Here is a 20,238-nt window from a genome sequence, read left to right as displayed (position 1 = left end):
CCGTCACCCCGGGCACCGCCCAGGCCGCGCCGCCGCGCGCGGCCGGCCGGGCACCGGGCCCGAGGCCGCACCGGTTCAGGTCCGAGCGCTTCCGCACCGGGCGCAAACAGGGCCCCGCTCGCTGGTTCGTGCTCGCCGCGATGTCGCTCGCGGCGCTGCTTGTCGCCTCGCCGTTCCTGCTGCTGATCCTCAACTCGGTGAAGACCGAGGCGGGTTACGCGCGGGGCGGGCCGCTCTCCTGGCCCACCTCGCTCTCCTTCGGCGCCTGGTCCACGTACATCGCCGACGTCGACTACCCCGCCGCGCTCGTCAACTCCGTCCTGATCTCGGGGCTCGTCGCGGTCTTCGGCGTCGCCGTGGGCCTGCTCGCCGCCTACGCCATCGGGATCGGCCGCATCCGGGGCAGGACCGCGATCACCGGCGTGCTGCTGTTCGCCACGATGCTGCCCCAGGAGGCGCTGCTCTACCCGCTGTTCAGCGGCGCGCAGGCGCTCGGCCTGCGCAACACCATCTGGTCCGTGGTGATCGTCTTCACCGTGCTCCAGGGCGCGTACGGCACCTACCTGCTGTCGTCGCTGCTCTCGACGTTCCCGCGCTCCGTGCTGGAGGCGGCGGCCCTGGACGGCGCGGGCCGCTTCCGCATCCTGTGGCGGATCGTGCTGCCCGCGATGCGGCCCACCCTCAGCGTGCTGCTCGTCTTCTTCTTCATCTGGACGTGGAACGAGTTCTACATCCCCATGGTGATGCTCACCGACCCCGGCTCGCAGACCGTGCCCATCGCGCTGTCCACGCTCAAGGGCCAGAACACGATCGACATCACCGAACTCAACGCCGGGTCGCTGCTCTCGCTGCTGCCCACCCTCCTCTTCTTCCTCCTCTTCCAGCGCACGCTCACCCGGGGGGTGACGGCGGGCGCGATGAAGTAAGGCCCCCAAGACCCCGACGCACGCATCACGCGCACTGCACGCGTCACCGCACCACGAAAGCGAGCCCCGTGTACGTCTCCTGGAACCGTCTGATGTCCGCCCCGACCGCGGTACGCAGCCGGTCGATCAACGCAGAGAACCCGACCGGCGCCCCGGGCGCCGCGGCGCGGGAGGCATCGCCGCTCGGGCCCGGCCGCAAGGGCCGCGCGTACCTGCCGCTGCCCGCGGGCGAGACCCTGACGCTCGCCGAGATCGAGGGCCCCGGCGTGATCAGGCACATCTGGATCACCGTCGCCGACACCACGCCCGCGGGCCCCTTCGTCCTGCGCGACCTGGTGCTGCGGGCCCACTGGGACGGGGATGTGAACCCGGCGGTCGAGGTGCCGCTCGGCGACTTCTTCTGCAACGGCTTCGGCGCGCGGGCCCAGGTCACCTCCCTGCCGATCACCGTCGCGCCGACCGGCGGCATGAACTGCTACTTCCCCATGCCGTTCCGCGAGGGCGCGCGCCTCACCCTGGAGAGCCAGCACCCCGGCGACCTGGAGCACGTCTTCTTCCAGGTCGACTACACGGTCGGGGACGAACTGCCCGCCGGCCTCGCCACGTTCCACGCCCAGTGGCGCCGCACCCGCGGCGGCGAGCCCGGCACCGACCACACCATCCTCGACGGCGTACGGGGCGGCGGCCACTACGTCGGCACGTACATCGCCCTCACCGCGCTCGAACGCTACTGGTGGGGCGAGGGCGAGGTGAAGTTCTTCGTCGACGCCGACGAGGAGTACCCGACCCTGTGCAGCACGGGCCTTGAGGACTACGCGGGCGGCGCGTGGGCCTTCCAGAACGCACTGGCGCACACCCCGGAGCCGCAGCCGATCCCGTTCAGCGCCCCGTACTTCGGCTACCCGCACAGCGCGCACACCGACACGACGAAGGCGTCCCCCTTCGCCGTCGCCATGCCCCCCACGCACGGCCTCTACCGCTGGCACCTGCCCGACCCGGTCGTCTTCACCGAGCGTCTGCGCGTCACCCTCCAGCAGATCGGCGCCTGGGACCACGGCCTCTTCGAGCGCAGCGACGACATCTGCACCACCGCGTACTGGTACCAGACCGCCCCCCACACCCCCTTCCCCCCGCTCCCCGACGCCCGGGGCCGCCGGCCGCGCTGAGGGCGGGGAGACGGGCCGGTCCGCCCTCAACACCGGCAGCGCGGCGAGACAGGACCGCAGTCGCGGCGGGCCTCGGGGACGCTGTCGCCACCGAACTTCTCCGCCACGGCGTCCGCGAGGACCAGGGCCGCCATCGCCTCGGCGACGATGCCCCCGGGCACGTGTGAGCCGAGGCCCACGGGCACGCCGTGGGCCGGCACCCCGACCACGCCGCCCGGAGTGTCACCGGTCCGCTGAGCACCGTCGATCTCGGCGAGCATCGACTTCGACGCGTCGGCGTCCAGGCAGCGCACCGGGTCGGCGTCCAGCCTCCCGCTGTCCTCCGGCATCGGCCCGACACCCTGCGGCGCCGGGGTGTGCCGGTCACGACGGAGACGGTGGCGGGGCACCTCGGGCGGCGTCGGCTCGGCCACGGCCGGAGCGCACGCCAGGCAGACCTTCCACCGTGGCGACGAGCGCCCGACCGTGGGACTCGCCCGCAGTGAGCCAGCGCAGCCTGCTCACCGGTGCCCGCCCGACTCGCCGACACGGGCCCCGTGCAGCCACGCGACCTTCTCGTACAGCTTCTCGGCAGTGAAGGAGGACAACATGGCGTTGCGCGCCGCGGCGGCGTCCCCGGCCGGGTGGTAGAGCTGCTCACCCATGGCGCGCGCCACATGCTGCGTCCTGGCCGTACGCTCGTAGCGCTCGGCCCCGTACTTCTCCAGCCGTTGGGGCACGTCCCCTCCGGCCTCGGCGAGCAACTGGCCGAGGACGACAGCGTCTTCCAGCGCCATGCAGGCACCCTGGGCCGCGTACTGCAGCATCGGATGTGCGGCGTCGCCGAGCAGCGCGACCCGGCCGTCCGTCCAGCGGCCGACCGGATCCCTGTCGCACAAAACCCATCGCCGCCAGTCGGTTCCCAGCTCAAGCAGCTGTCGTGCGGTCTCGCCCAGCTCGGGGAACTCGGAGAGCACGTGCTCCCGTGCGGCGGGTGTGCCGGCCACCACCTCCCGGGCGCCGTCGTCGCGGGTGACCGCCAGGTTGAGGAACTTCCCGCCGGCGATGGGGTAGTGCACAAAGTGCCACTTCGGCCCTGCCCAGAGGGTGACTGTGTTCCAGCGCAGCTCGTCGGGGACGCGGTCCATGGGGATGACCGCGCGGTAGATCGTGTGGCCCGACACGCGCGGCGCGCCGTCCCCCACCACCCGGCCACGGACGGCCGAGCGGATGCCGTCCGCGCCGACCAGGACTTCTCCGGTGAACCGCCGCCCCGTGTCGGTGATCGCCGTCACGCTGTCCGGCTCCTGCTCGTACCAGGTCACCTGGGAGTTGGTGGCGAGTTCGATGCCTGGCCGCGCACGACAGCCGTCGAGGAGTGCCTTGTAGAGGTCCCCGCGGTGGACGACTGCGTACGGATTGCCGAACCGCGCGCGGTACGCGCCCGTGAGGGGCATGCTCGCGACCCGCTCTCCCGTGGTGCCGTCCATGAACCGCAACTCGTCTATGTGCACCGCCTGCCGCCGCACCTCGGCGCCGACGCCGAGGTGGTCGAGGGCGTGGAACGCGTTCGGGCCCAGTTGGATCCCGGCGCCCAACTCGCTGAACGCACCGTTGCGTTCCAGCACGACGGCCCGGTGGCCGTGGCGCGCGATGCCCAGTGCCGCCGCGAGGCCGCCGATGCCACCTCCGGCGATGAGTACCTTCATCGTGCTCCTTGGTCGATGTGAGATCCGGTCCGGCGGGAACCACTCGGTTCAGATGCCGAAAGCGAGGCCCAGGCGGGCCAGTTGAGCGGTGTCGTACCGACCTTCCGCGGTCGCCTCCACGTCGAAGGCGTACCGCGCGGTCGGCGGGCGGCCGATGAGTTCGGCGGCTCTCGCGGGGATCGGCGCTGCGGCGGCCCGCGCCGACTCCCACAGGAAGACGGCGCCCCATCGGTTGGTGGCCTCGTCCGAGATCCACACCTTGAGGCGCAACCCGCGTACCTGGGAGAACCGGTCGACGGCCTCGTCACGCAGGAAGTGCCTCAGCGACGCGATGCTCTGCCCCGACCCGTCGAGTTCCCACCACGCGATCACCACTCTCATGGGCGCGACACCCCCGCCAGGGCGTCGCCGAGGATGCGCACGCCGTCCAGGGTGAGCACCGACTCGGCGTGGAACTGCATCGAGGCGAAGCCGGGCCCCCGCAGCGCGTGGACCTCGCCGGTGTCCTGGTCTCTGCTCACCTCGACGCTCCCCACCCCGGGCACCTCGAACCGGTCCCGGTCGCAGTGGGCCGCGAAGGTGTTGTAGAAGCCGACGCGCTCACGGGCGCCGAACAGGTCGATCTCCCGCTGCAACCCCTGGTTGGGCACCGGCCGGCGCACCAGTTCGAGGCCGAGCAGTGAGCTGAGTACCTGGTGGCTCAGGCAGACGGCGACGAACGGCGTGCGCCCGTCGAGCAGTCCGAGGACCGCGGCCCGCAGGTGGCTGATCTTCAGCGTGTCGACGGCACGCGGATCGCCGGGGCCCGGGCCCATGACCACGAGGTCGTGGTCGTCCGGTGCGTACGGCTCGTCGAAACGGCAGACCGTCGGGCGCAGCCCCACGGCTCGCAGGTGGTGGCCGATCATGGAGGTGAAGGTGTCCTCCGCGTCCACTACGAGCACCCGGCGTCCGGCCAGTTCCGGCCGCCGGTCGAGTCGGCGGGCGCGGCCACCGACCCAGAACCCGGCGACCGAGTCGTTGCGGTGTCCCAGGGCCTCGCGGACCCGTGGGTGCTCGGCGAGGCGGGCGGGCCCCTCCGCACCCAGCGCGGAGAGGAGGCCCGCCGCCTTGGCCCGGGTCTCCGCCACCTCCGACCGCGGGTCGGAGTGGCGGACCAGGGTCGCCCCGACGCCGATGCTCAGCCGGCCCGTCATGTCGATGTCCGCGGTGCGGATGAGGATCGAGGAGTCCAGCGTGCGCCGGCCCTGTTCGTCCCTTCCTGCGAGGGCGATGACACCGCCGTAGTAGCCCCGTCCGCGAGGCTCGTAACGGCTGATCACCCGGCACGCGCTCTCCAGCGGGCTGCCCGTCACGGTCGGCGCGAACATCGTCTCCCACAGGACGGTCCGCGGGTCGCGGTCGCTGGCCCCCTCGATGAAGTACTCGGTGTGCGCGAGGCGTGCCATCTCCTTCAGGTACGGCCCCACGACCCGGGGCGCCGGGTCGCACACCCGTGCCATCATCTTGAGTTCCTCGTCGACGACCATGTACAGCTCGTCGGCCTCCTTGCGGTCGGCGAGGAAGTCCAGTACGCCGGGCAGCGTGGGACCGGAGGGCGGGTAGCGGTAGGTGCCGCTGATCGGGTTCATGACTGCCCTGCCGCCGTGCAGGCTCACGTGCCGTTCAGGGCTGGCGCCGACGAAGGTGCGGTCACCGGTGTGCACGACGAACGTCCAGTAAGCCCCCTGTTCCCGTTCGAGCAGCCGCCGGAAGAACGCCAGGGCACTGTGGACCGAGTAGTCGGTGATGTCCGCGACGAACGATCTCTTGATGACGAAGTTGGCTCCCTCGCCCATGCCGATCTCGTCGTCCATCACCTTGCGGACGATGCCGGCGTACTCCTCGTCATCGAGATCGAAGGTGCCGCCGTCCAGCGTGACGGCTGCGTCCGGCAGTCCTCGCAGCGTCTCGCCCACCGGGAGGGCGGCCTGATCCTCCACGGCGATCGTCACCAGTGGCTCGTCGTCGTCCACGCAGGCGTAACCGCGCTCGGTGACCTGGCGGAAGGGAATGATCGCCAGCAGCTCGTGCCGTGCGGCGGCGCCGGGGCCGGGCGTCTCGCTCAGGGGCACGTCGGCGAGGGCCGCCACGGTGGACGCCGTACCCGTCAGCACCTCGATGCTGTCCCGGCCGCCGGTCTCCGGGCGGTACAGCAGGGCGAAGGCGGGCGGCCGGGGGCCGAGCACCAGGCGGAGGAGGTCCGCCGCCTCGGGTCTCCTGTCGTTCATCGGCCGAGTTCCTCGACGACGGACTTCGCCGTAGTGACCACGGCGCAGCGCTCGGCGGCGTAGTCGAGGGCCATCCGGTGGTGAGCCTCGGTGAAGTCGGCGACGGCGTCGGCGACCAGGAAGGTCTGGATGTCGTTGGTGAAGGCTTCTACCGCGGTGGTCAGCACCCCGATGTGCGCGTACACGCCGCAGAGGACGAGCTGGTCGCGCCCGGCGGCGCGCATCCGCTCCAGCAGGTCCGACCGGAAGAACGCGCTGTAGCGCCACTTGGTGAGCAGCCAGTCGGCAGGTCCCGGGGCGATCGGCGCCACGACCTCCCGGTCGGCGGAGTCGACGCGCATGCCGGGCCCCCAGAAGTCTTTGAGCAGGCCGCGTTCCTCGTCGGTCATGCCACCCGGCTGCGCGGTGTAGGCGACGGGCATGCCGGAGGCGACCGCTTGTTCGCGCAGGCGGGTGGCGTTGTGCACCAGATCGGTGACCGGTGCCTCGTCCAGGGGGAACTTCTGGAGGAAGTACCGCTGCATGTCGTGGACGAGCAGGACGGCACGATCCGGATCGGCCTTCCAGGCCGCCGTGTTGGCGGGCAGGCTCCCGGCCTGGGGCATGGGGTAGGGCTGAATGGAGGGTATCTGGGGCATGGTCTTCCTCGTCTCGCATGGGATGTCGGACGCGGAGGTGCGCGCCGCCCGTGTCCGGGCGCAGTGGTGTGCGCTGCCTGCGGCGTCAGACGCCGAGAGTCGCGCCGCCGTCGACGGTGAGTTCGTGCATCGTGATGTGCGAGGCCCTCTCCGAGAGCAGGAACGCCACGGCGTCCGCCACGTCCGAGGGCCGTGCCAGCTTGCGGAGTGGTATGCCGACGCGGTAGGCGTCGAGGGAGCCCTGGAGAGTCGCGGTGCGCCCGTGGTCGTCGTGCCACATGGACGTGAGCATCGGCGTCTCGGTGGAGCCCGGGGCCACCACGTTGCAGCGGATGCCGTACTCGGCGACCTCGAGGCCGAGGCACTTCGTGAACATGGTCGCCGCGGCCTTGGACGCCGCGTACGCGGCCATCTCCGCGCGTGCCGTGCCTGCCGCGTTGGAGGCGACGGTGACGACGGCCCCCGAGCGCCGCTGCACCATGCGGTTGACTGCTGCACGCGACATGAAGAACACCCCGGTGGTGTTCACCGCGAACGTCGCGGACCAGTCCTCGTCCTTGAGGTCCCGTGCCTTGCCGAGCCTCAGGATGCCTGCCGCGTTGACCAGTTGGTCCAGTGGGCCGAGAGTGTCCTCGACCTCCGCCACGAGGCGCTCGGCACCGGCGCTCGTGGTCACATCGGCGGCATAAGCCCGTACGGGCAGCCCCTCGGCGGCCAGCTTCCCGGCCACCGACTTCAGCCGCTCACCGTCCTTGTCGGCGGCGGCGACCGAGATCCCGCTCTCCCCGAGGGCACGGACAACCGCCTCGCCTATGCCGCCTGCGGCTCCGGTTACCAACGCGATTTCTTTGCGCATGGTGAAGGGTCTCCTTGTCAGCGACGCCAGGCGGAAGCGACCTCGACGGCCTGGCGTGGATTGAGTCGCGGGTCGCAGAAACTCGTGTACTTGTCCCCGACCGTGTGCAGGTGAGAAGAATCATTGATGCATTCCGTCACCTCGTCCGGGGTGCATTCCAGATGCAGGCCGCCGAGCACTCCGCCGCCCAGCGATACGGACTCCTGGAATTCCTCGACCTCGCGTACGAGGTTCTTCACGTACCGGGTCTTGAGGCCGTCGGGTCCGCACTCGGTGTTGCCGTGCATCGGGTCGGTCATCCAGATCACCGGGTGGCCGGCCGTCCGCACGGCGGTGACCAGGGCAGGCAGCCTTCCCGGTGCCCTGCCGACGCCCATGCGTGCGATGAGTGTCAGGCGTCCGGGGACCCTGCCGGGGTCCAGCCGCTCGCACAGGCGCAGCAGTTCCTTTGGCGTCACGGTGGGGCCGACCTTGCAGGCCACCGGGTTCGACACCGCGGCCAGAAGGGCGACATGGGCGCCGGCCACCTGGCGGGTGCGCTCACCGATCCAGGGCCAGTGCGTCGAGGTGAGCAGCAGGCTGCCGTCGTCCTGCCGGCGTACCAGGGGCAGTTCGTAGTCGAGGAGCAGGGCCTCGTGGCTCGTCCACACAGGAGCCTGGGCCCGCGGTGTGCTGTCGGCCCAGCCCAGGTGCCCCATGACCTCGCGCGCGGCCCGGTAGCCGGTGAGCAGGCGCCGGGGATCAGGGCGCCGCAGCTCCGGGTCGGGGTTGGGGTCGTTCACCATGTGTCCGCGGTAAACGGGCAGTTCGACACCGAGGACCGTCTCGGTGGGCTTCGAGCGCGGCTTGGCGAACTGGCCCGCGAGGCGGCCCACGCGCACCACGGGCCTGCCCGTGTTGACGCGCATGACGCCTGCGAGGAGGTCGAGCACCGCCGCCTTGCGTGCGACGTCCACCGGGCCGGTCTCGCTCCAGTCCTCCGCGCAGTCGCCGGCCTGGACCACGTGGGCCTGGCCCCGGGCGACGGCGCCGAGGTGGCCGTGCAACTGGGACACGCCCGAGGCGTCGACGAGCGGCGGGAGTGCGCCCAGTTCCCGCCGTGCCCGGTCCGTCTCCTGAAGAGGCCGCCAATCGGGCTGTTGGAGAGCGGGAAGCGATTCGATGTGAGCGAGCTCGCTGTTCAACTCTGTTCCTCTCGTGGGGATGAAGGGAGATCCTTCGGCTGAACCCGTGAGTTGCTTTCATCGATTCTGGGCAATCCGGCCTCCTTGGTGAAGGAGGAAATCCTTACTTCGTCATGTCCGGCCGAGTGGAATTTGACCGTCCGGAAATTTGTCATTTTCGTGCTGCCGAGGCGGCAATACCCCGGAAAGCACGAGTCCCGGCCCCGCGGCGGGTGGCCACGGAACCGGGACAGTGCGCGGAGGCGGACGGGATCAGGTGGTGACGCCGCCGTCCACGACGAGGTCGTGACCCACGACGAAGCTGGACTCGTCGGACGCCAGCCACAGCACGGCGTTGACGATCTCGCTCGTCGTCCCGACCCGGGCGATCGGCACCGTCGTCGCGAGTCGGGCCGCGCGGTCCGCGTCCGTCTCCCCAGGACGCAGAGACATGCTGGTGTCGGTGGCCCCGGGACTCACGGCGTTGATGCGCACGTTGTCCTTGATGTGGTCCAGGGCCGCGACCCGGGTGAGGGTGCTCACGGCGGCCTTGGACGCGGCGTAGGCGGCCATGCCGGGACGGCGCCCGTGGTAGCCGATGTTCGACGCCGTGTTCACGATGGTGCCGCCGCCGTGCGCCCGCATGTGGGCGATTTCCTGTTGCATGCCGATGAGGACGCCGTTCAGGTTGACGTCGAGCACAGCCTGCCAGGCGGCGAGGTCGAGGTCGCCGACCGGCGTGGGCTTGCCGAAGACGCCTGCGTTGTTGTGCGCCACGTGCAGGCCGCCATGGCGCTCCACCGTCGTGCGCACGAGGCTCTCCATGTCCTGAACCCTGGTCACATCGGCGACGACGGCGTCGGCGGTGCCGCCGTCCTCGGCGACGAGCCGTACGGTCTCCTCGATGGACTCCGGGCGGGCCCCGGCTGCGATCACCGTGGCGCCCTCCCGGGCGAAGGCCCTGGCGCTGGCTCGGCCGATGCCGGAGCCGGCTCCGGTGACGATGACGACCTTGTCCTTGAAACGGGCGGTCATGGGCAGTGCTCCTTGGTGCTGTCGGGGGAAGGGAAACTCGGGTTCAGCCGAGCAGGGGGGAGGGGAGGTTCAGCCGCCGTCATGGCGGGAGCGTGGGCGCAGCAGGAGGGCCGTGCACACCGCGGCGGCGGCGAAGGCCGCGGCCGCCACGGCGAACGCGAAGCCGTAACCGCTGGTCTGGGCGGCTGCCGCGTTCCTGCCCGCGTGTTCCAGGGCCGTGGCGTGTCCGGTGGCGAGCGTCACCAACACGACCAGGCCGAGGGCCGGCCCCGCCTCCAGGGCCGTGTTCACCACGGCACCGGCCAGACCCGCCTGTCCCTGGGGCACGTCGGTCGTCGCGGTAACGGTCGAGCCCGCGAACACGAGCGCGGCGCCGGCGGGAAAGAGCAGCAACCCGGCGAGGATGACACCTGCGTACGGGGTATGCGTGCCGATCCGGCTCAGCGCCGCCAAGCCGAGCCCGGCGAGCACGAGTCCCGTGACCAGCACGACACGCGGCCCGAAGCGCTGCACCAGCCTGCCGACGCACAGGCCGCCGATGACCAGAGCCAGGCCGAAGGGGAGGAACGCCGCCGACGTCTCGAGCGCCGTGTAGCCGCGAACCTCCTGGAAGTACAGCGCGAACACGAAGAAGATCGTGGTGATGCCCGCGGCGCCCAGGAAGACCGCGAGGAGCGCGACTGCCCTGCGGGGCGAGGCGAGGAAGGACAGCGGCAGAAGCGGTCGCGCCACCCGCCTCTCGGCGGCGGCGAACCCCACCAGCAGCGCGCAGCCGGCCGCAAGGGCGACGAGGGTCACGGGGGAGGACCATCCGCGCTCGGGTGCCTCCGCGAGACCGTAGCTGAGCAGGGCGACCCCCGTGGTGACGAGTACCGCGCCGAGGACGTCGAGCCGGCCTCCCCGCCCGGCCGCGTCCCGGGGGATCAGCTGCGGCGCGGCGGCGAGGGCCACCAGTGCCACCGCTACCGGCACGGCGAACGCCCAGCGCCAGGAGTTCGAGGAAGCCACCACTCCGGAGAGGATCATGCCCGCGGTGCCGCCGGAGGCGGCGAGCCCGCCCCAGACCGCCATGGCACGGGAGTACCGTGCGGAGTCCGGATGCACGAGGCGCACCAGCGCCATGGCGGCGGGCACGGCCAGGGCAGCGCCCGCTCCCTGGACGAAGCGGGCCGCCAGCAGCATCCACATCCCTGTGGAGATCCCTGCGAGCGCCGAACTCGCCCCGAACACCAGGGTGCCGAGGAGGAAGACCCGGCGGTTGCCGTAGAGGTCGGACAGCCGGCCCCCCAGCAGCAGCAGCCCGCTGAAAGACATGCCGTAGGACGCCGAGAGAAGGGCGAGTTCGGCGCGGTCGAGGCCGAACTCCCGCTGGATGTCGGGCAGGACGACGTTGAGCACACTCATGGCAAGGATGAGGACGAACTGGACCGATGCCAGGAGCGTGAACGCGGCGCTCCTTCTCCCGCGTCCGCCCGACGCCTCGTCATTCGTAGGGGGCGTCGTCCGCTTCGCGGCGGCGACGTCATGCTGCTGCACTGCGTGCCTCACGTGGGGTTCGGAAGGGTGATGGACTGTGAGTGCCTGAAGGTGTTGCGAGGGTCGTACGTGGCCTTGATCTGCTGGAGCCGGGGGTAGTTGCCCTTGTAGTAGAGCGTGTACCAGGGCACGCCGGTGGTGTTGACGCCCGTATCGGTGATGTCGGCGTCCGGGTAGTTGATGTAGCAGCCGTCCGTGGCGGGGCCGGGCACGGGATAGCCGCCGGTGGCCGAGAAGACCTCGCCGAAGACGTCGCGCGTCCAGCCGATGTTCGCCGCGTCGTCACCGCTGCCCGCCCAGAAGCTCTGGAAAAGACCCTTGAAGACCGAGTCCCGCTGGGCGGAGGCCGTGTCGCCCGGCCGTACGGTGTTGATCCGCCCGCCGTAGGAGAGCAGGACGACCATGGACTGGGGGTTCTCGTGGTCGGTGCGGGTGAGGTGCCGGTACATCGCCTGCGCCTGCGCCTCGGTGACGTTCTTTCTCAGGTAGGCGGACTTGTGGTGACCGCGCAGCGTCGGGTTGGTCAGTGTCGGGTTGCTGGTCCCCAGCAGCTTGACCGAGTGCAGCCATGAAAGGCGCTGTGGCGTGAACAGGTCGGGAAGCGGCCCTAGTTCACCGACAGGCGCGGACATGGGGCGCAGGGCCCCGTCGGACATCGACGCGGTGACGTCGGCGATGAACTCGTCGAGCGCCTTCTCGGCGCCGGGGACGGTGGCGTCGATCTGGGTGAGCAGCCCGATGCTGCCATTCGCCTTGTGGTTCATCATCAGGAAGCTGCACAGGGAGGCGCCGGTGGACTCGGGGGCGCCGTTCTTCTCGTGCCACTCGCCGAACGCGCGGACCAGTGCGGTGAAGGAGTCCTTGTCCAGCTCACTCCAGGGCAGGGCCAAGGCGCTGACGAGGACCTCTTTCGGAGGCCGTGGCAGCAGCGAGGAGGGGGCGGTGTCCGTGGCGCCGGGGCTGCGGAACCAGTACCGCGTGACGACGCCGAAGTTGCCGCCCCCGCCGCCCGTGTGGGCCCACCACAGGTCGCGGTCGGGGTCGTCGGCCTCCCGCGTGGCCACCACGCTGCGGGCCCGTCCCCGCGTGTCGACGACGACCACCTCGACCGCGTACAGGTGGTCGACGGTCAGCCCGTGCCTCCGCGAGAGCATTCCGTACCCGCCGCCGCTGATGTGACCGCCGGCGCCGACCGAGTAGCACATGCCACCCGGGACGGTGACGCCCCAGCCGCGGAAGAGGGACTCGTAGGCGTGCAGCAGGGTCGAGCCCGCGCCCACGGAGAACGCTTGCATCTTCTCGTCGTAGGCGACCGAGTCGAGCATCGAGGTGTCGATGACCACCCGGACCTCCGGGTTGAACACGAAGTCCGCGTAGCAGTGACCGCCGCTGCGCACGGAGATCCGCTTGTTGCCGTCGACGGCTTCCTGGACCGCCCGCACCACCTGCTCAGTGGTCCGGACCAGCCGTACGGACTCGGGGTGGGCCACCCAGCGCGAGTTGTTGCCCACCACGAGATCGGGGTAGCGCGGGTCGCCGGGCAGGACGGAGACGGCGTCCGGCCCCGGGCCGGTGGTCGCCGCGGTGGCGGCCGAAGCGGCGGGGCCCGCCTCCAGGGTCGTGGCCGCTATCGCCGCCGCGGTGCCGGTCAATACGCTACGTCTCTTCATGGCACGTGTTTTCTCTCTGTCGGTACGGGCGTCACGGTCTTTCCTGCGCTCCGGACATGCGGTGCGTGTTCACTTTCCCCAGACAACGCCGAGGCCGAGCCGCTCGGCGAATTCCGTGGTGCGGTTGACCGACCATGCCTCGCCGACCGGTGCGGTGCGCCCAGGCCGGACCGGATAGCCGGTCTCCGAGAAGAATCTCTCGAACCCGCCGGGTGTGGTGATGACGTAGAAGCGGGCGGTTTCGCTCTCCACCAGATACGAATGCGGTATTCCGCGGGGCAGGAACAGCACCCCCGCGCCCCTCACGGTCTCGGTGGCGTCTCCGACGGTGAGGTGGACCTCCCCGCCCTCGATGATGAAGATCTCGTCCTCGCGGGTGTGCGTGTGGCGGGGGGCCCGTTCCCCTCGCACGGCGTCGAAGTGGGTGACCCCCAACGCCCCGCCCGTCTCGTCGGCAGTGAGCTTCGTGGTGACCACCGAGCCCTTCCCCCAGAGCCGGGCGACCCCCTCACCGTCGCGGCGGACCACCGGGTGCCTTCCGTCGAGCCCTGCGGTCAAGGTTCCTCCACCCTCCAGAAATTCCTCACTCACCAGTGCGCCGGAGCGTCACACGCCGCCGTCGCGGTCCGCAATGCCGAGGGGGTTATTCCGTCAGGTCGCTCACGGGTGCCGAAAGATCCGCCCAGCTGCCTTCCGTGAATTGTCGCGGGCGGGAACGCAAGTCCGTTCCGTTACTTCGTCAGGTCTCCGCGACGTGATGGTTCGGTTACTTCGCTGTTATCGAGGGATGGCTTTATGGGAGGTGCCCGTCCGTAGGATCGCGGCATTCCTTCAACTCTCGTTCGACTGCTGGAGCGGAGGCGGTCCTTGACCACGTGGTCGCATGCGGGGAGCAGTCGTGCCCTGGACCAGCTCACCGCCGAGGGGGTCGGCCTCTGGCTCGACGACTACCACCGCGGCCGTCTGGTGGACGGCAGCCTGGAGAGGATGGTGGCCGCAGGGCTGGTCCGAGGAGTCGTCTCCCGACCGGCGGCCGTCGCCCGCGCCATTACCAGCACCGCCGTCTACCGGAAGCAGCTGAACGGGTTCTCCGGTGCGGCGGTCTCCGCGGAGGAGCGCGCCTACGCCCTCATCGCCGAGGACGCCCGAGAGGCCGGCTCCGTGCTGGAACCGGTCTTCCGGGCGACTGCCGGCATGCACGGCTGGGTGTCCCTCGGTATCGCGCCCCGACCGGACGCGGACGCCAGGGCCATGGTCGACCACTCCCGGCGGCTCGCGCGGATGGTGGATCGCCCCAATGTGCTGATCCGGATCCCCGCTGTGGGCCGGGGCCTCACCGCGGCCGGACACCTGCTCGCCCAACAGGTCAACGTCCACTTCACCGCTGTCTTCTCCACCCATCGCTATGCCCAGGCAGCGGACACCTACTTCCGTGGCCTTGAGCGCGCTCTGACCGTCGGCCGCGCACCGTCCGCCGTCACCTCCCTCGTGTCGCTGGACACCGGCCGCTTGACCGACCGCGTCGACAAACTGCTCGACAGGTCCGCGGTTCCCGGCGCGGCCGGGCTGCGTGGCCGCGCCGGGGCCGCCGTCGCGCGCCTCGTCTACCACCGCTACGAGGAGAGCCTCGGCACCTCCCGCTGGCGCTCCCTCGTGGCCGGCGGCGCTCGGCCGCAGCGCCTGCTGTGGACCGGGAGCGACCCGCGAGAACGCCCGCGGGCCGCACTCGACCGGGTGGAAGGGCTGGTCGCCTGGATGACCCTGCACGCCCTCCCGCAGACCGCGCTCGAAGCGCTGGAACGCCGCGAGCCCTTCCGCGGCGACATGCTCTCCGGCGCCCGTGAGTCGGCCTGCCGCACGATGGACGCCCTCGGACGGGCCGGCGTCGACGTCGACGCGCTCGCCCGCGACCTGGAGTCGGCTGCCGCCGCACGGGAACGCACGGCGTGGCAGGCGCTTCTGAGGGCTGCCGAGGTCCGCTGACCCGCCCCGGGTGCCGGGGTCCGCCGACCCGTCCCGGGGACACGGCGCGGTCCGGGCGGCGGCCAGGCGCCCCGGAGGCGCCGGTCACGAGCGGATGTCGATCAGGAAGTGCTCGACCGGGTCGCCCCTGTCCACGACGGCATGCCGTCTCAGCACTTCCAACTGCCGCCCTTCCCGCTCGGCGATCCGTCGCAGCCGGGCCAGGTCCCCCCTGCTGCTGAAGTGGAGCAGGGCGCGGCCCCCGGGGGCCAGCCGTCGCGGTGCCTCGGCCACGTACCGCTCGTGCGCCGCGTAACCGGGGTCCACGTAGGCCCGTTCCAGCGGGGTGGTGAAGCGGTACCCGTCCGGTGCGCGCACATAGGGGGAGCTCCACATGACGGTGTCGAACAACTCTCCGTCGGGCAGCCCCGCGAACAGGTCGCTGTGCACCGCTCTCACCCGGTCCGCGACCCCGTGCCGCCGAGCGTTCAGAGCCGTGTTCGCGACGGCCTCGGCGTTGATGTCCGAGGCGACGACCCGCTCGCAGCCCGCGAGCGCCGCTGTCACCGCGACCACGCCGGTGCCGCAGCCGATCTCAAGGAACGTGCCGCTCCAGGGCTGTGGCTCGGTCTCCGTGAGGCCCAGCAGGTCCAGGACGATCTCGGTGGTCCCCGCGTGGAGGGGCGCGAACACCGTTTCGAGGAGGTCCCATTGCCTGCCGCGCAGGGAGAAGGCCGCGGGACGGTGCTCAGGCCGCATGGAGTCACGGCTGCGTCCGAGCGAACGTAGGTAGCTCCTGACGTGGGACATCCTGCCTCGACGTTCCCTCCTGTTTTGCCCTGCTCCTGTGGGGTCCACGGCCGCAGCCGGCGTGCACCGAACGCGTTCCCGTGCGCACACTGGGTGGCCGATTCTTTCGCGGAGCTCCGCGCGAACGGCAGGTGGGCCGGCCACACAGTCGGTCGGCGGAGAGGGTGGCCAGGCCACAGGGCGGGGCGGGATTCACCCAAAATACGCACGTCAGATGCCAGTTGCCGCCGCCGAGTCGCCCAGCCTAGGCTGCTTGGACTTCCTGAGGACCGACTTCCTGATCACCCAGGAGAAGCAGGAAAGCTACGGGGGACCACATGACGGGAGTATCGGAAAAGGCTCCACCGGACGTGATGTCCGTACTGGAACTGATCGCAGAAGGGGCGCCACCCGCGCGGTTCGAGGAACTGCTGGCCACCGCGCGACGCGGCAAGGTGTCCGACAGAGCGCTGGCGGAACTCGATCGGGCCGTCCGCCTCGCCTCCAGCGCCCGTGCCCTGATCGGCCACGCGCAGCAACGCGAGGCCGGGCTCGCCGCGCTCGTGGACACCGCCCACGACCTCACCCTGGTCCACGACATGGAGACGCTGCTGCACGAAACCACCCGGCGGGCGCGCAGACTGCTCAACATCGACATGGCCTACATCGGGCTGCGGGACGCGGACGACGCGCGTCGGGCCTCCACCATCCGCGCGGCGGAGGGCGAGACCACCTCCCGCAGCGTCGGCCTGCGTACCGCGGCGGAGTTCGGCCTCGGCGGCCTGGTCCAGCAGACCAGGGCCCCGGCCTGGAGCCCCGACTATCTGGCCGACGGAGACCTCCCGCACTCGGCCGAGATCGACGACGTCGTGCGGGCGGAAGGGCTGCACGCCATCCTCGCGGTGCCGCTCGGCCACGGCACAAGGGTGTTCGGCACCCTCTACGCCGCCGACCGGAAGGTACGGCACTTCACCCCCGACGAGATCAGCCTCCTGCGCTCGCTCGGCAGGCTGGCGGGTGTCGCCATCGAGCGCGCGCGGCTGCTGGAGGAGACCCGCGCCGAGGTGACCGAGCTGGAACTCGACACGTCCAGGGCCAGGAGCAGCCTCGACGAGCAGCGCCGCGGCGAGGCCGCCTACATCCGCCTGATCGACCTGGTGCTCGACGGCTGCGACCCGGGGACCCTCGCCGAAGCGGCCGCCGCGGAACTCTCGGGGACGCTGGTCGTACGCGACTGCGTCGGACGCACCGTCGTCGTGACGGGCACGCCGCCCGACCTCGACGAGGACGACATCCTGAGATGGACCTACGACGCGCACGCCGCGGGCAGGCCGGTGCCCATGTCGGCGGGAGGCTGGGTCGCCCCCGTCACAGCGGGCGGCGAGAACCTCGGCGCCGCCCTGCTGATTCCCGACGAACCCCTCACGGACGGCTTCGGCGTGCGGCTGCTTCAGCTCGCCGCCCGCGCGGTCGCCCTCATCCTGTTGCTGCAGCGCACCGCGACCGTGGCCCACGACCGCATCCGCGACGAACTGTTCGAGGAACTGCTGGGGGACATCGGGCCGCGGCCCCGGCAGTTGGTCTCGCGGGCGCACAGGCTCGGCATCGCCGTCGACGAGCCGCACGTCGTCATCGTCGCTCGGCCCGAGGGAGGCCCCCAGGGGCGTGCCGACGCCTGGGCCTCGTCGTACGCGCACCGGCTGTCGGGACTTGCGAAGCGCCGTGACGGGTGCCTGACGCTGCTGGTTCCCGGCGAGGACGCCCTCGCCGCGGCCACGTCCGCAGCCGCGGAACTCACGCCGCTCGTCGGCTCCCCCGTCACGGTGGGGGCCGCGGGGCCCGTCTCGGGACCCGACCGCGTCTCCCGGGCCCACCGTGAGGCCCTCAGCTGCCTTGAGGCACTCACCGAGCTGGGCAACACGGGATGTGTCGCCACTCCGCAGCAAATGGGCTTCCTCGGCGTCCTGCTCTCCGAGACACACGGCGTCGACGACTACGTCGAGTCGGTGATCGGGCCCGTGCTGGACTACGACACCCACCGGTTCACCGAGCTGGCCCGCACACTCGACGCCTACTTCGCGTCCTCCGCGAGTCCGACGCGCGCGGCGTCGGACCTCCATGTGCACCCGAACACCGTGTCCAGACGGCTGGAACGGATCACGGAACTCCTCGGAGCCGACTGGCAGAACCCTGAGCGCGCCCTGGAGATCCAACTCGCTTTGCGCCTGCACCGCACCCGCCGGACGCTGCGGCACCGGCAAGCGGCCCCCGGCGGTCAGGGGGGAGCCGAGGACCCCGGCAGCCGAAAGGGCTGGGGGCCCGGCGGTCAGGCGGACAGCCTGCATCCGTAGGAGCGGGGGCCGTTCGTGCCGTGGAGCGCCAGGACCGTATGGGCCGCCGAGGCCAGGGTCATGTGCCGGTGCCAGCCCCGGAACGAGCGGCCCTCGAAGTCCCTGACCCCCACGTGCGCGGCGATCTGCCGCTCGTCGCGTGCGACCCGCTCGGCGAGCCGTGTCCATCGCACGAGCTCGCTCGCGGGCGCCGCCGCGGGAACCGCGAGCCAGAGGTCCGTCGCCGACTTCCCGTGTTCGTGCCACCCGCCGATCAGGAGCAGCTCAGGGTGCGGGCCCGGCTGGGCCAGCCGCACTCGGACGGCCGTCGCAAGCACCGTGCGCCGCGTCGGCCCACTGACTGCCTCCAGCGGACGCCGAAGGCTTCGCACGGACTCCACGATGTGGCGGGCCGGAAGCGCTCCGGCCCGGTAGCCGGGCATCGCCGGGTCCGCGACCAGCAGCCGGGTGTTCCTGTGCACTCTGGTCAGCAGCGGGACACGTGCCTTGGCGAAGCGTCTGACGAGCGCGTCGAGCCCCAGCACGTGCGTGTCGAGCAGGACCGGGCGCCCCGGCACCTGGGCCTGGTCGAGCACGGCCAGCGCGGCCGTGATGGCGCATTCGTCCGGGGTCTCGGCCTCGGCGCTCTCGGGTATCTCGGCCCTGCGACGCCTGCGGCCGTCCGTGAGCCACGACTCGGGAAGATGCAGCCGCCAGTGGACCGGAACGCCGGCTCCGTCGGTGGCGGCCCATGTTCCGAAGGCCAACTGGCCGTTGAGTACCTGCCCGCATCCCGGTACGAGCTGCCTGTCCACGCCCACCGAGTGCTCGCCGGCCTTGGGGATGAATATGGGCCGTACCAGCCACGCCTGGGGCGCCAGCGTGCGGGTGACGTGGCCGGCGAGCGCGGCGCGCATGGGCCGCCAGTCCCAGGTGGAGCTGCTGATGAAGTGGTGCAGGCCCTGCTCGTCCGCGTCGCCGCCGACAAGTGCGGCGATGTTCCTGATCGACCTGCGCCCCGTCGCGGTCAGCAGCCCCGTCAGGTATTGCCGCGCCCGCAGGCGCTGGTCACTGCGGCGCAGCGACGCGAACAGCACCGCACTGAAATCGTCGCCCGAACGGGCGTGGGCTCCCTCTCGTATGCGATGGCTGTGCACCACGTGAGCTTCCATGGCTTCCCCCCGGTTGGCCTGGTTCACGGCTGTGCCCAACCCTGGCCGTTCAGGTGCCGAGGCGGGAGGTCGTCCGGGCACACACCTGAGGCGGGACACGGTTGTGCCGTCACCGCGCCCCGCCGCCCGCACGGCGCGCCTCCAGCCCCGTGTCAGGCCGCCGGGGCGCAGCGCCAGGGGGTGGCGTGGGCGCGGCCCGCGGCGTCGAGGAGGACGCCGCGGATGCACTCGTCGGGGGCCGTGGCCAGGTGGCCGGAGAGCTGGGCGCGGCCGTGGGTGGTGGCACTGGTGCCGAACCAGTCGGTGAAGGCCGTGAGGCGGCGGTCCCTGCGCTGGTAGCCGAGGCGTACGCGGGTCTCGGGACGCCCGTCGTACTGCACGTACCGGGTGGTGAAGCCACCGGTGCCGCCGATCGGGCCCTCGATGCACAGGCGGCCCGAAGCGAGGTCGCCGCAGCCGCGCGGGGTGGGGCCCACCGGGGCCAGCAGGAGGAAGGAGCCGGCGGCCAGACAGGCACCGGCGACTCGCACGGCGGTGGCTCGTCTCACGGCGGTCGTCCCTTCTGGCCGGCCCCCTGTGCGGCTGTGCGGCTGTGCGGGTGCTCGCACGCGCCGCCCGCCGACGGGTGCCCGGCGCGCGGACGGCGTGTCCGCGCCCATCCTGACCCGGGCGCCGGGCACCGGCCTCCCGGGCTACGCCGGACGGGCGGCGCCCGCGAACGGCATCTCGTCGACCGGTGCCACCCGAACCGGCGCGCCCGGGTGCGGGGCGTGGATCATCTTGCCGCCGCCGACGTACAGCCCGACATGGCTGATCCCGGAGTAGAAGAACACCAGGTCACCCGGGGCGAGCTGGGACTTCGCGACGCGGCGCCCCACGTTGATCTGGGTGTAGGTGGTGCGCGGCAGCGACACGCCCGCCGCCCGCCAGGCGGCCTGCGTCAGACCTGAGCAGTCGAAGGCGTTCGGGCCGGTCGCGCCCCACACGTACGGCTTGCCGAGCGCGCTGTACGCGAAGGCGACGGCGGCCGCGGCCTG

The 20,238-nt window shown here is 71.4% G+C and carries 18 protein-coding genes and 1 pseudogene; 4 read left to right on the top strand and 15 right to left on the bottom strand.

Features of this window, described 5'->3' with window-relative positions:
• The first annotated feature begins 140 nt into the window (after positions 1 to 140).
• Both ABEA77_RS25580 and ABEA77_RS25575 read left to right on the top strand, forming a co-directional pair.
• Complete coding sequence (locus ABEA77_RS25580; RefSeq protein ID WP_345652246.1) at positions 141 to 926, top strand: carbohydrate ABC transporter permease; 786 nt, start codon at positions 141 to 143, stop codon at positions 924 to 926.
• 92 nt (positions 927 to 1,018) lie between these two features.
• A complete protein-coding gene (locus ABEA77_RS25575; protein WP_345652151.1) occupies positions 1,019 to 2,092 on the top strand; it encodes a glycoside hydrolase family 172 protein in 1,074 nt (357 codons plus the stop codon).
• 26 nt (positions 2,093 to 2,118) lie between these two features.
• Here the strand turns inward: ABEA77_RS25575 and ABEA77_RS25570 are convergent.
• The 11 genes and pseudogenes from ABEA77_RS25570 to ABEA77_RS25520 all read right to left on the bottom strand — a co-directional run.
• A pseudogene (locus tag ABEA77_RS25570) lies at positions 2,119 to 2,568 on the bottom strand (chorismate synthase); the annotation flags it as partial.
• 24 nt (positions 2,569 to 2,592) lie between these two features.
• Complete coding sequence (locus tag ABEA77_RS25565; protein ID WP_345652145.1) at positions 2,593 to 3,780, bottom strand: 3-hydroxybenzoate 6-monooxygenase; 1,188 nt, start codon at positions 3,778 to 3,780, stop codon at positions 2,593 to 2,595.
• A 48-nt stretch (positions 3,781 to 3,828) separates the two neighbouring features.
• Positions 3,829 to 4,161, bottom strand: coding sequence for a hypothetical protein (locus ABEA77_RS25560; RefSeq protein WP_345652143.1), 333 nt, complete (start codon positions 4,159 to 4,161; stop codon positions 3,829 to 3,831).
• On the bottom strand, positions 4,158 to 6,050 hold the full coding sequence (locus tag ABEA77_RS25555; RefSeq protein ID WP_345652140.1) for an anthranilate synthase family protein: 1,893 nt from the start codon (positions 6,048 to 6,050) through the stop codon (positions 4,158 to 4,160). The genes ABEA77_RS25560 and ABEA77_RS25555 overlap by 4 nt, the downstream gene beginning before the upstream one ends.
• A complete protein-coding gene (locus tag ABEA77_RS25550) occupies positions 6,047 to 6,688 on the bottom strand; it encodes an isochorismatase family protein (protein ID WP_345652136.1) in 642 nt (213 codons plus the stop codon). The genes ABEA77_RS25555 and ABEA77_RS25550 overlap by 4 nt, the downstream gene beginning before the upstream one ends.
• Before the next feature lie 85 nt (positions 6,689 to 6,773).
• Positions 6,774 to 7,544: a 2,3-dihydro-2,3-dihydroxybenzoate dehydrogenase gene (locus ABEA77_RS25545; protein WP_345652133.1), complete on the bottom strand. Its 771-nt coding sequence runs from the start codon at positions 7,542 to 7,544 to the stop codon at positions 6,774 to 6,776.
• 17 nt (positions 7,545 to 7,561) lie between these two features.
• Positions 7,562 to 8,728 carry a 3-deoxy-7-phosphoheptulonate synthase gene (locus tag ABEA77_RS25540; RefSeq protein ID WP_345652130.1) on the bottom strand — a complete coding sequence of 389 codons (1,167 nt, stop codon included), beginning with the start codon at positions 8,726 to 8,728 and terminating at the stop codon, positions 7,562 to 7,564.
• Between the two features lie 252 nt (positions 8,729 to 8,980).
• A complete protein-coding gene (locus ABEA77_RS25535) occupies positions 8,981 to 9,742 on the bottom strand; it encodes an SDR family NAD(P)-dependent oxidoreductase (RefSeq protein WP_345652126.1) in 762 nt (253 codons plus the stop codon).
• Between the two features lie 69 nt (positions 9,743 to 9,811).
• Positions 9,812 to 11,278, bottom strand: coding sequence for an MFS transporter (locus tag ABEA77_RS25530; protein WP_425588386.1), 1,467 nt, complete (start codon positions 11,276 to 11,278; stop codon positions 9,812 to 9,814).
• Positions 11,279 to 11,286: 8 nt separating this feature from the next.
• Complete coding sequence (locus ABEA77_RS25525; RefSeq protein WP_345652124.1) at positions 11,287 to 12,948, bottom strand: FAD-binding oxidoreductase; 1,662 nt, start codon at positions 12,946 to 12,948, stop codon at positions 11,287 to 11,289.
• A gap of 69 nt (positions 12,949 to 13,017) precedes the next feature.
• The gene (locus ABEA77_RS25520) at positions 13,018 to 13,506 is read right to left on the bottom strand and encodes a cupin domain-containing protein (protein ID WP_345652121.1); all 489 of its coding nucleotides are present in this window, start codon (positions 13,504 to 13,506) and stop codon (positions 13,018 to 13,020) included.
• A gap of 309 nt (positions 13,507 to 13,815) precedes the next feature.
• Between ABEA77_RS25520 and ABEA77_RS25515 the strand changes: the two genes are divergently transcribed.
• Complete coding sequence (locus ABEA77_RS25515; RefSeq protein WP_345652118.1) at positions 13,816 to 14,931, top strand: transaldolase family protein; 1,116 nt, start codon at positions 13,816 to 13,818, stop codon at positions 14,929 to 14,931.
• Positions 14,932 to 15,015: 84 nt separating this feature from the next.
• On the opposite strand, the gene ABEA77_RS25510 is transcribed toward ABEA77_RS25515, so the two are convergent.
• Entirely contained in the window at positions 15,016 to 15,669 is a 654-nt protein-coding gene (locus tag ABEA77_RS25510; RefSeq protein ID WP_345652115.1) for a methyltransferase, read from the bottom strand.
• A 404-nt stretch (positions 15,670 to 16,073) separates the two neighbouring features.
• Here ABEA77_RS25510 and ABEA77_RS25505 point away from each other — a divergent pair, with 404 nt between their 5' ends.
• A complete protein-coding gene (locus tag ABEA77_RS25505) occupies positions 16,074 to 18,050 on the top strand; it encodes a helix-turn-helix domain-containing protein (protein WP_345652112.1) in 1,977 nt (658 codons plus the stop codon).
• Here the strand turns inward: ABEA77_RS25505 and ABEA77_RS25500 are convergent.
• The 3 genes from ABEA77_RS25500 to ABEA77_RS25490 all read right to left on the bottom strand — a co-directional run.
• Positions 18,026 to 19,201: an IS701 family transposase gene (locus tag ABEA77_RS25500; protein ID WP_345652109.1), complete on the bottom strand. Its 1,176-nt coding sequence runs from the start codon at positions 19,199 to 19,201 to the stop codon at positions 18,026 to 18,028. The two genes, ABEA77_RS25505 and ABEA77_RS25500, sit on opposite strands and share 25 nt — an antisense overlap.
• Before the next feature lie 152 nt (positions 19,202 to 19,353).
• Positions 19,354 to 19,749: a hypothetical protein gene (locus ABEA77_RS25495; RefSeq protein ID WP_345652106.1), complete on the bottom strand. Its 396-nt coding sequence runs from the start codon at positions 19,747 to 19,749 to the stop codon at positions 19,354 to 19,356.
• Between the two features lie 144 nt (positions 19,750 to 19,893).
• The coding region (locus ABEA77_RS25490) for a C40 family peptidase (RefSeq protein WP_345652103.1) at positions 19,894 to 20,238 on the bottom strand (345 nt) is incomplete at its 5' end.

Origin of the sequence: Streptomyces tremellae, from assembly GCF_039540215.1 — a bacterium.
Lineage (GTDB): Bacteria > Actinomycetota > Actinomycetes > Streptomycetales > Streptomycetaceae > Streptomyces > Streptomyces tremellae.
This window is presented reverse-complemented; position numbering and strand designations above follow the sequence as displayed.

Excerpts from the sequence above, each read along its gene's own strand:
- ABEA77_RS25560 (WP_345652143.1), bottom strand. The coding sequence starts at position 4,161 with ATGAGAGTGGTGATCGCGTGGTGGGAACTCGACGGGTCGGGGCAGAGC.
- ABEA77_RS25525 (WP_345652124.1), bottom strand. The coding sequence starts at position 12,948 with ATGAAGAGACGTAGCGTATTGACCGGCACCGCGGCGGCGATAGCGGCC.
- ABEA77_RS25565 (WP_345652145.1), bottom strand. The coding sequence starts at position 3,780 with ATGAAGGTACTCATCGCCGGAGGTGGCATCGGCGGCCTCGCGGCGGCA.
- ABEA77_RS25505 (WP_345652112.1), top strand. The coding sequence starts at position 16,074 with ATGTCCGTACTGGAACTGATCGCAGAAGGGGCGCCACCCGCGCGGTTC.
- ABEA77_RS25550 (WP_345652136.1), bottom strand. The coding sequence starts at position 6,688 with ATGCCCCAGATACCCTCCATTCAGCCCTACCCCATGCCCCAGGCCGGG.
- ABEA77_RS25510 (WP_345652115.1), bottom strand. The coding sequence starts at position 15,669 with ATGCGGCCTGAGCACCGTCCCGCGGCCTTCTCCCTGCGCGGCAGGCAA.
- ABEA77_RS25575 (WP_345652151.1), top strand. The coding sequence starts at position 1,019 with ATGTCCGCCCCGACCGCGGTACGCAGCCGGTCGATCAACGCAGAGAAC.
- ABEA77_RS25555 (WP_345652140.1), bottom strand. The coding sequence starts at position 6,050 with ATGAACGACAGGAGACCCGAGGCGGCGGACCTCCTCCGCCTGGTGCTC.
- ABEA77_RS25535 (WP_345652126.1), bottom strand. The coding sequence starts at position 9,742 with ATGACCGCCCGTTTCAAGGACAAGGTCGTCATCGTCACCGGAGCCGGC.
- ABEA77_RS25580 (WP_345652246.1), top strand. The coding sequence starts at position 141 with ATGTCGCTCGCGGCGCTGCTTGTCGCCTCGCCGTTCCTGCTGCTGATC.
- ABEA77_RS25500 (WP_345652109.1), bottom strand. The coding sequence starts at position 19,201 with ATGGAAGCTCACGTGGTGCACAGCCATCGCATACGAGAGGGAGCCCAC.
- ABEA77_RS25545 (WP_345652133.1), bottom strand. The coding sequence starts at position 7,544 with ATGCGCAAAGAAATCGCGTTGGTAACCGGAGCCGCAGGCGGCATAGGC.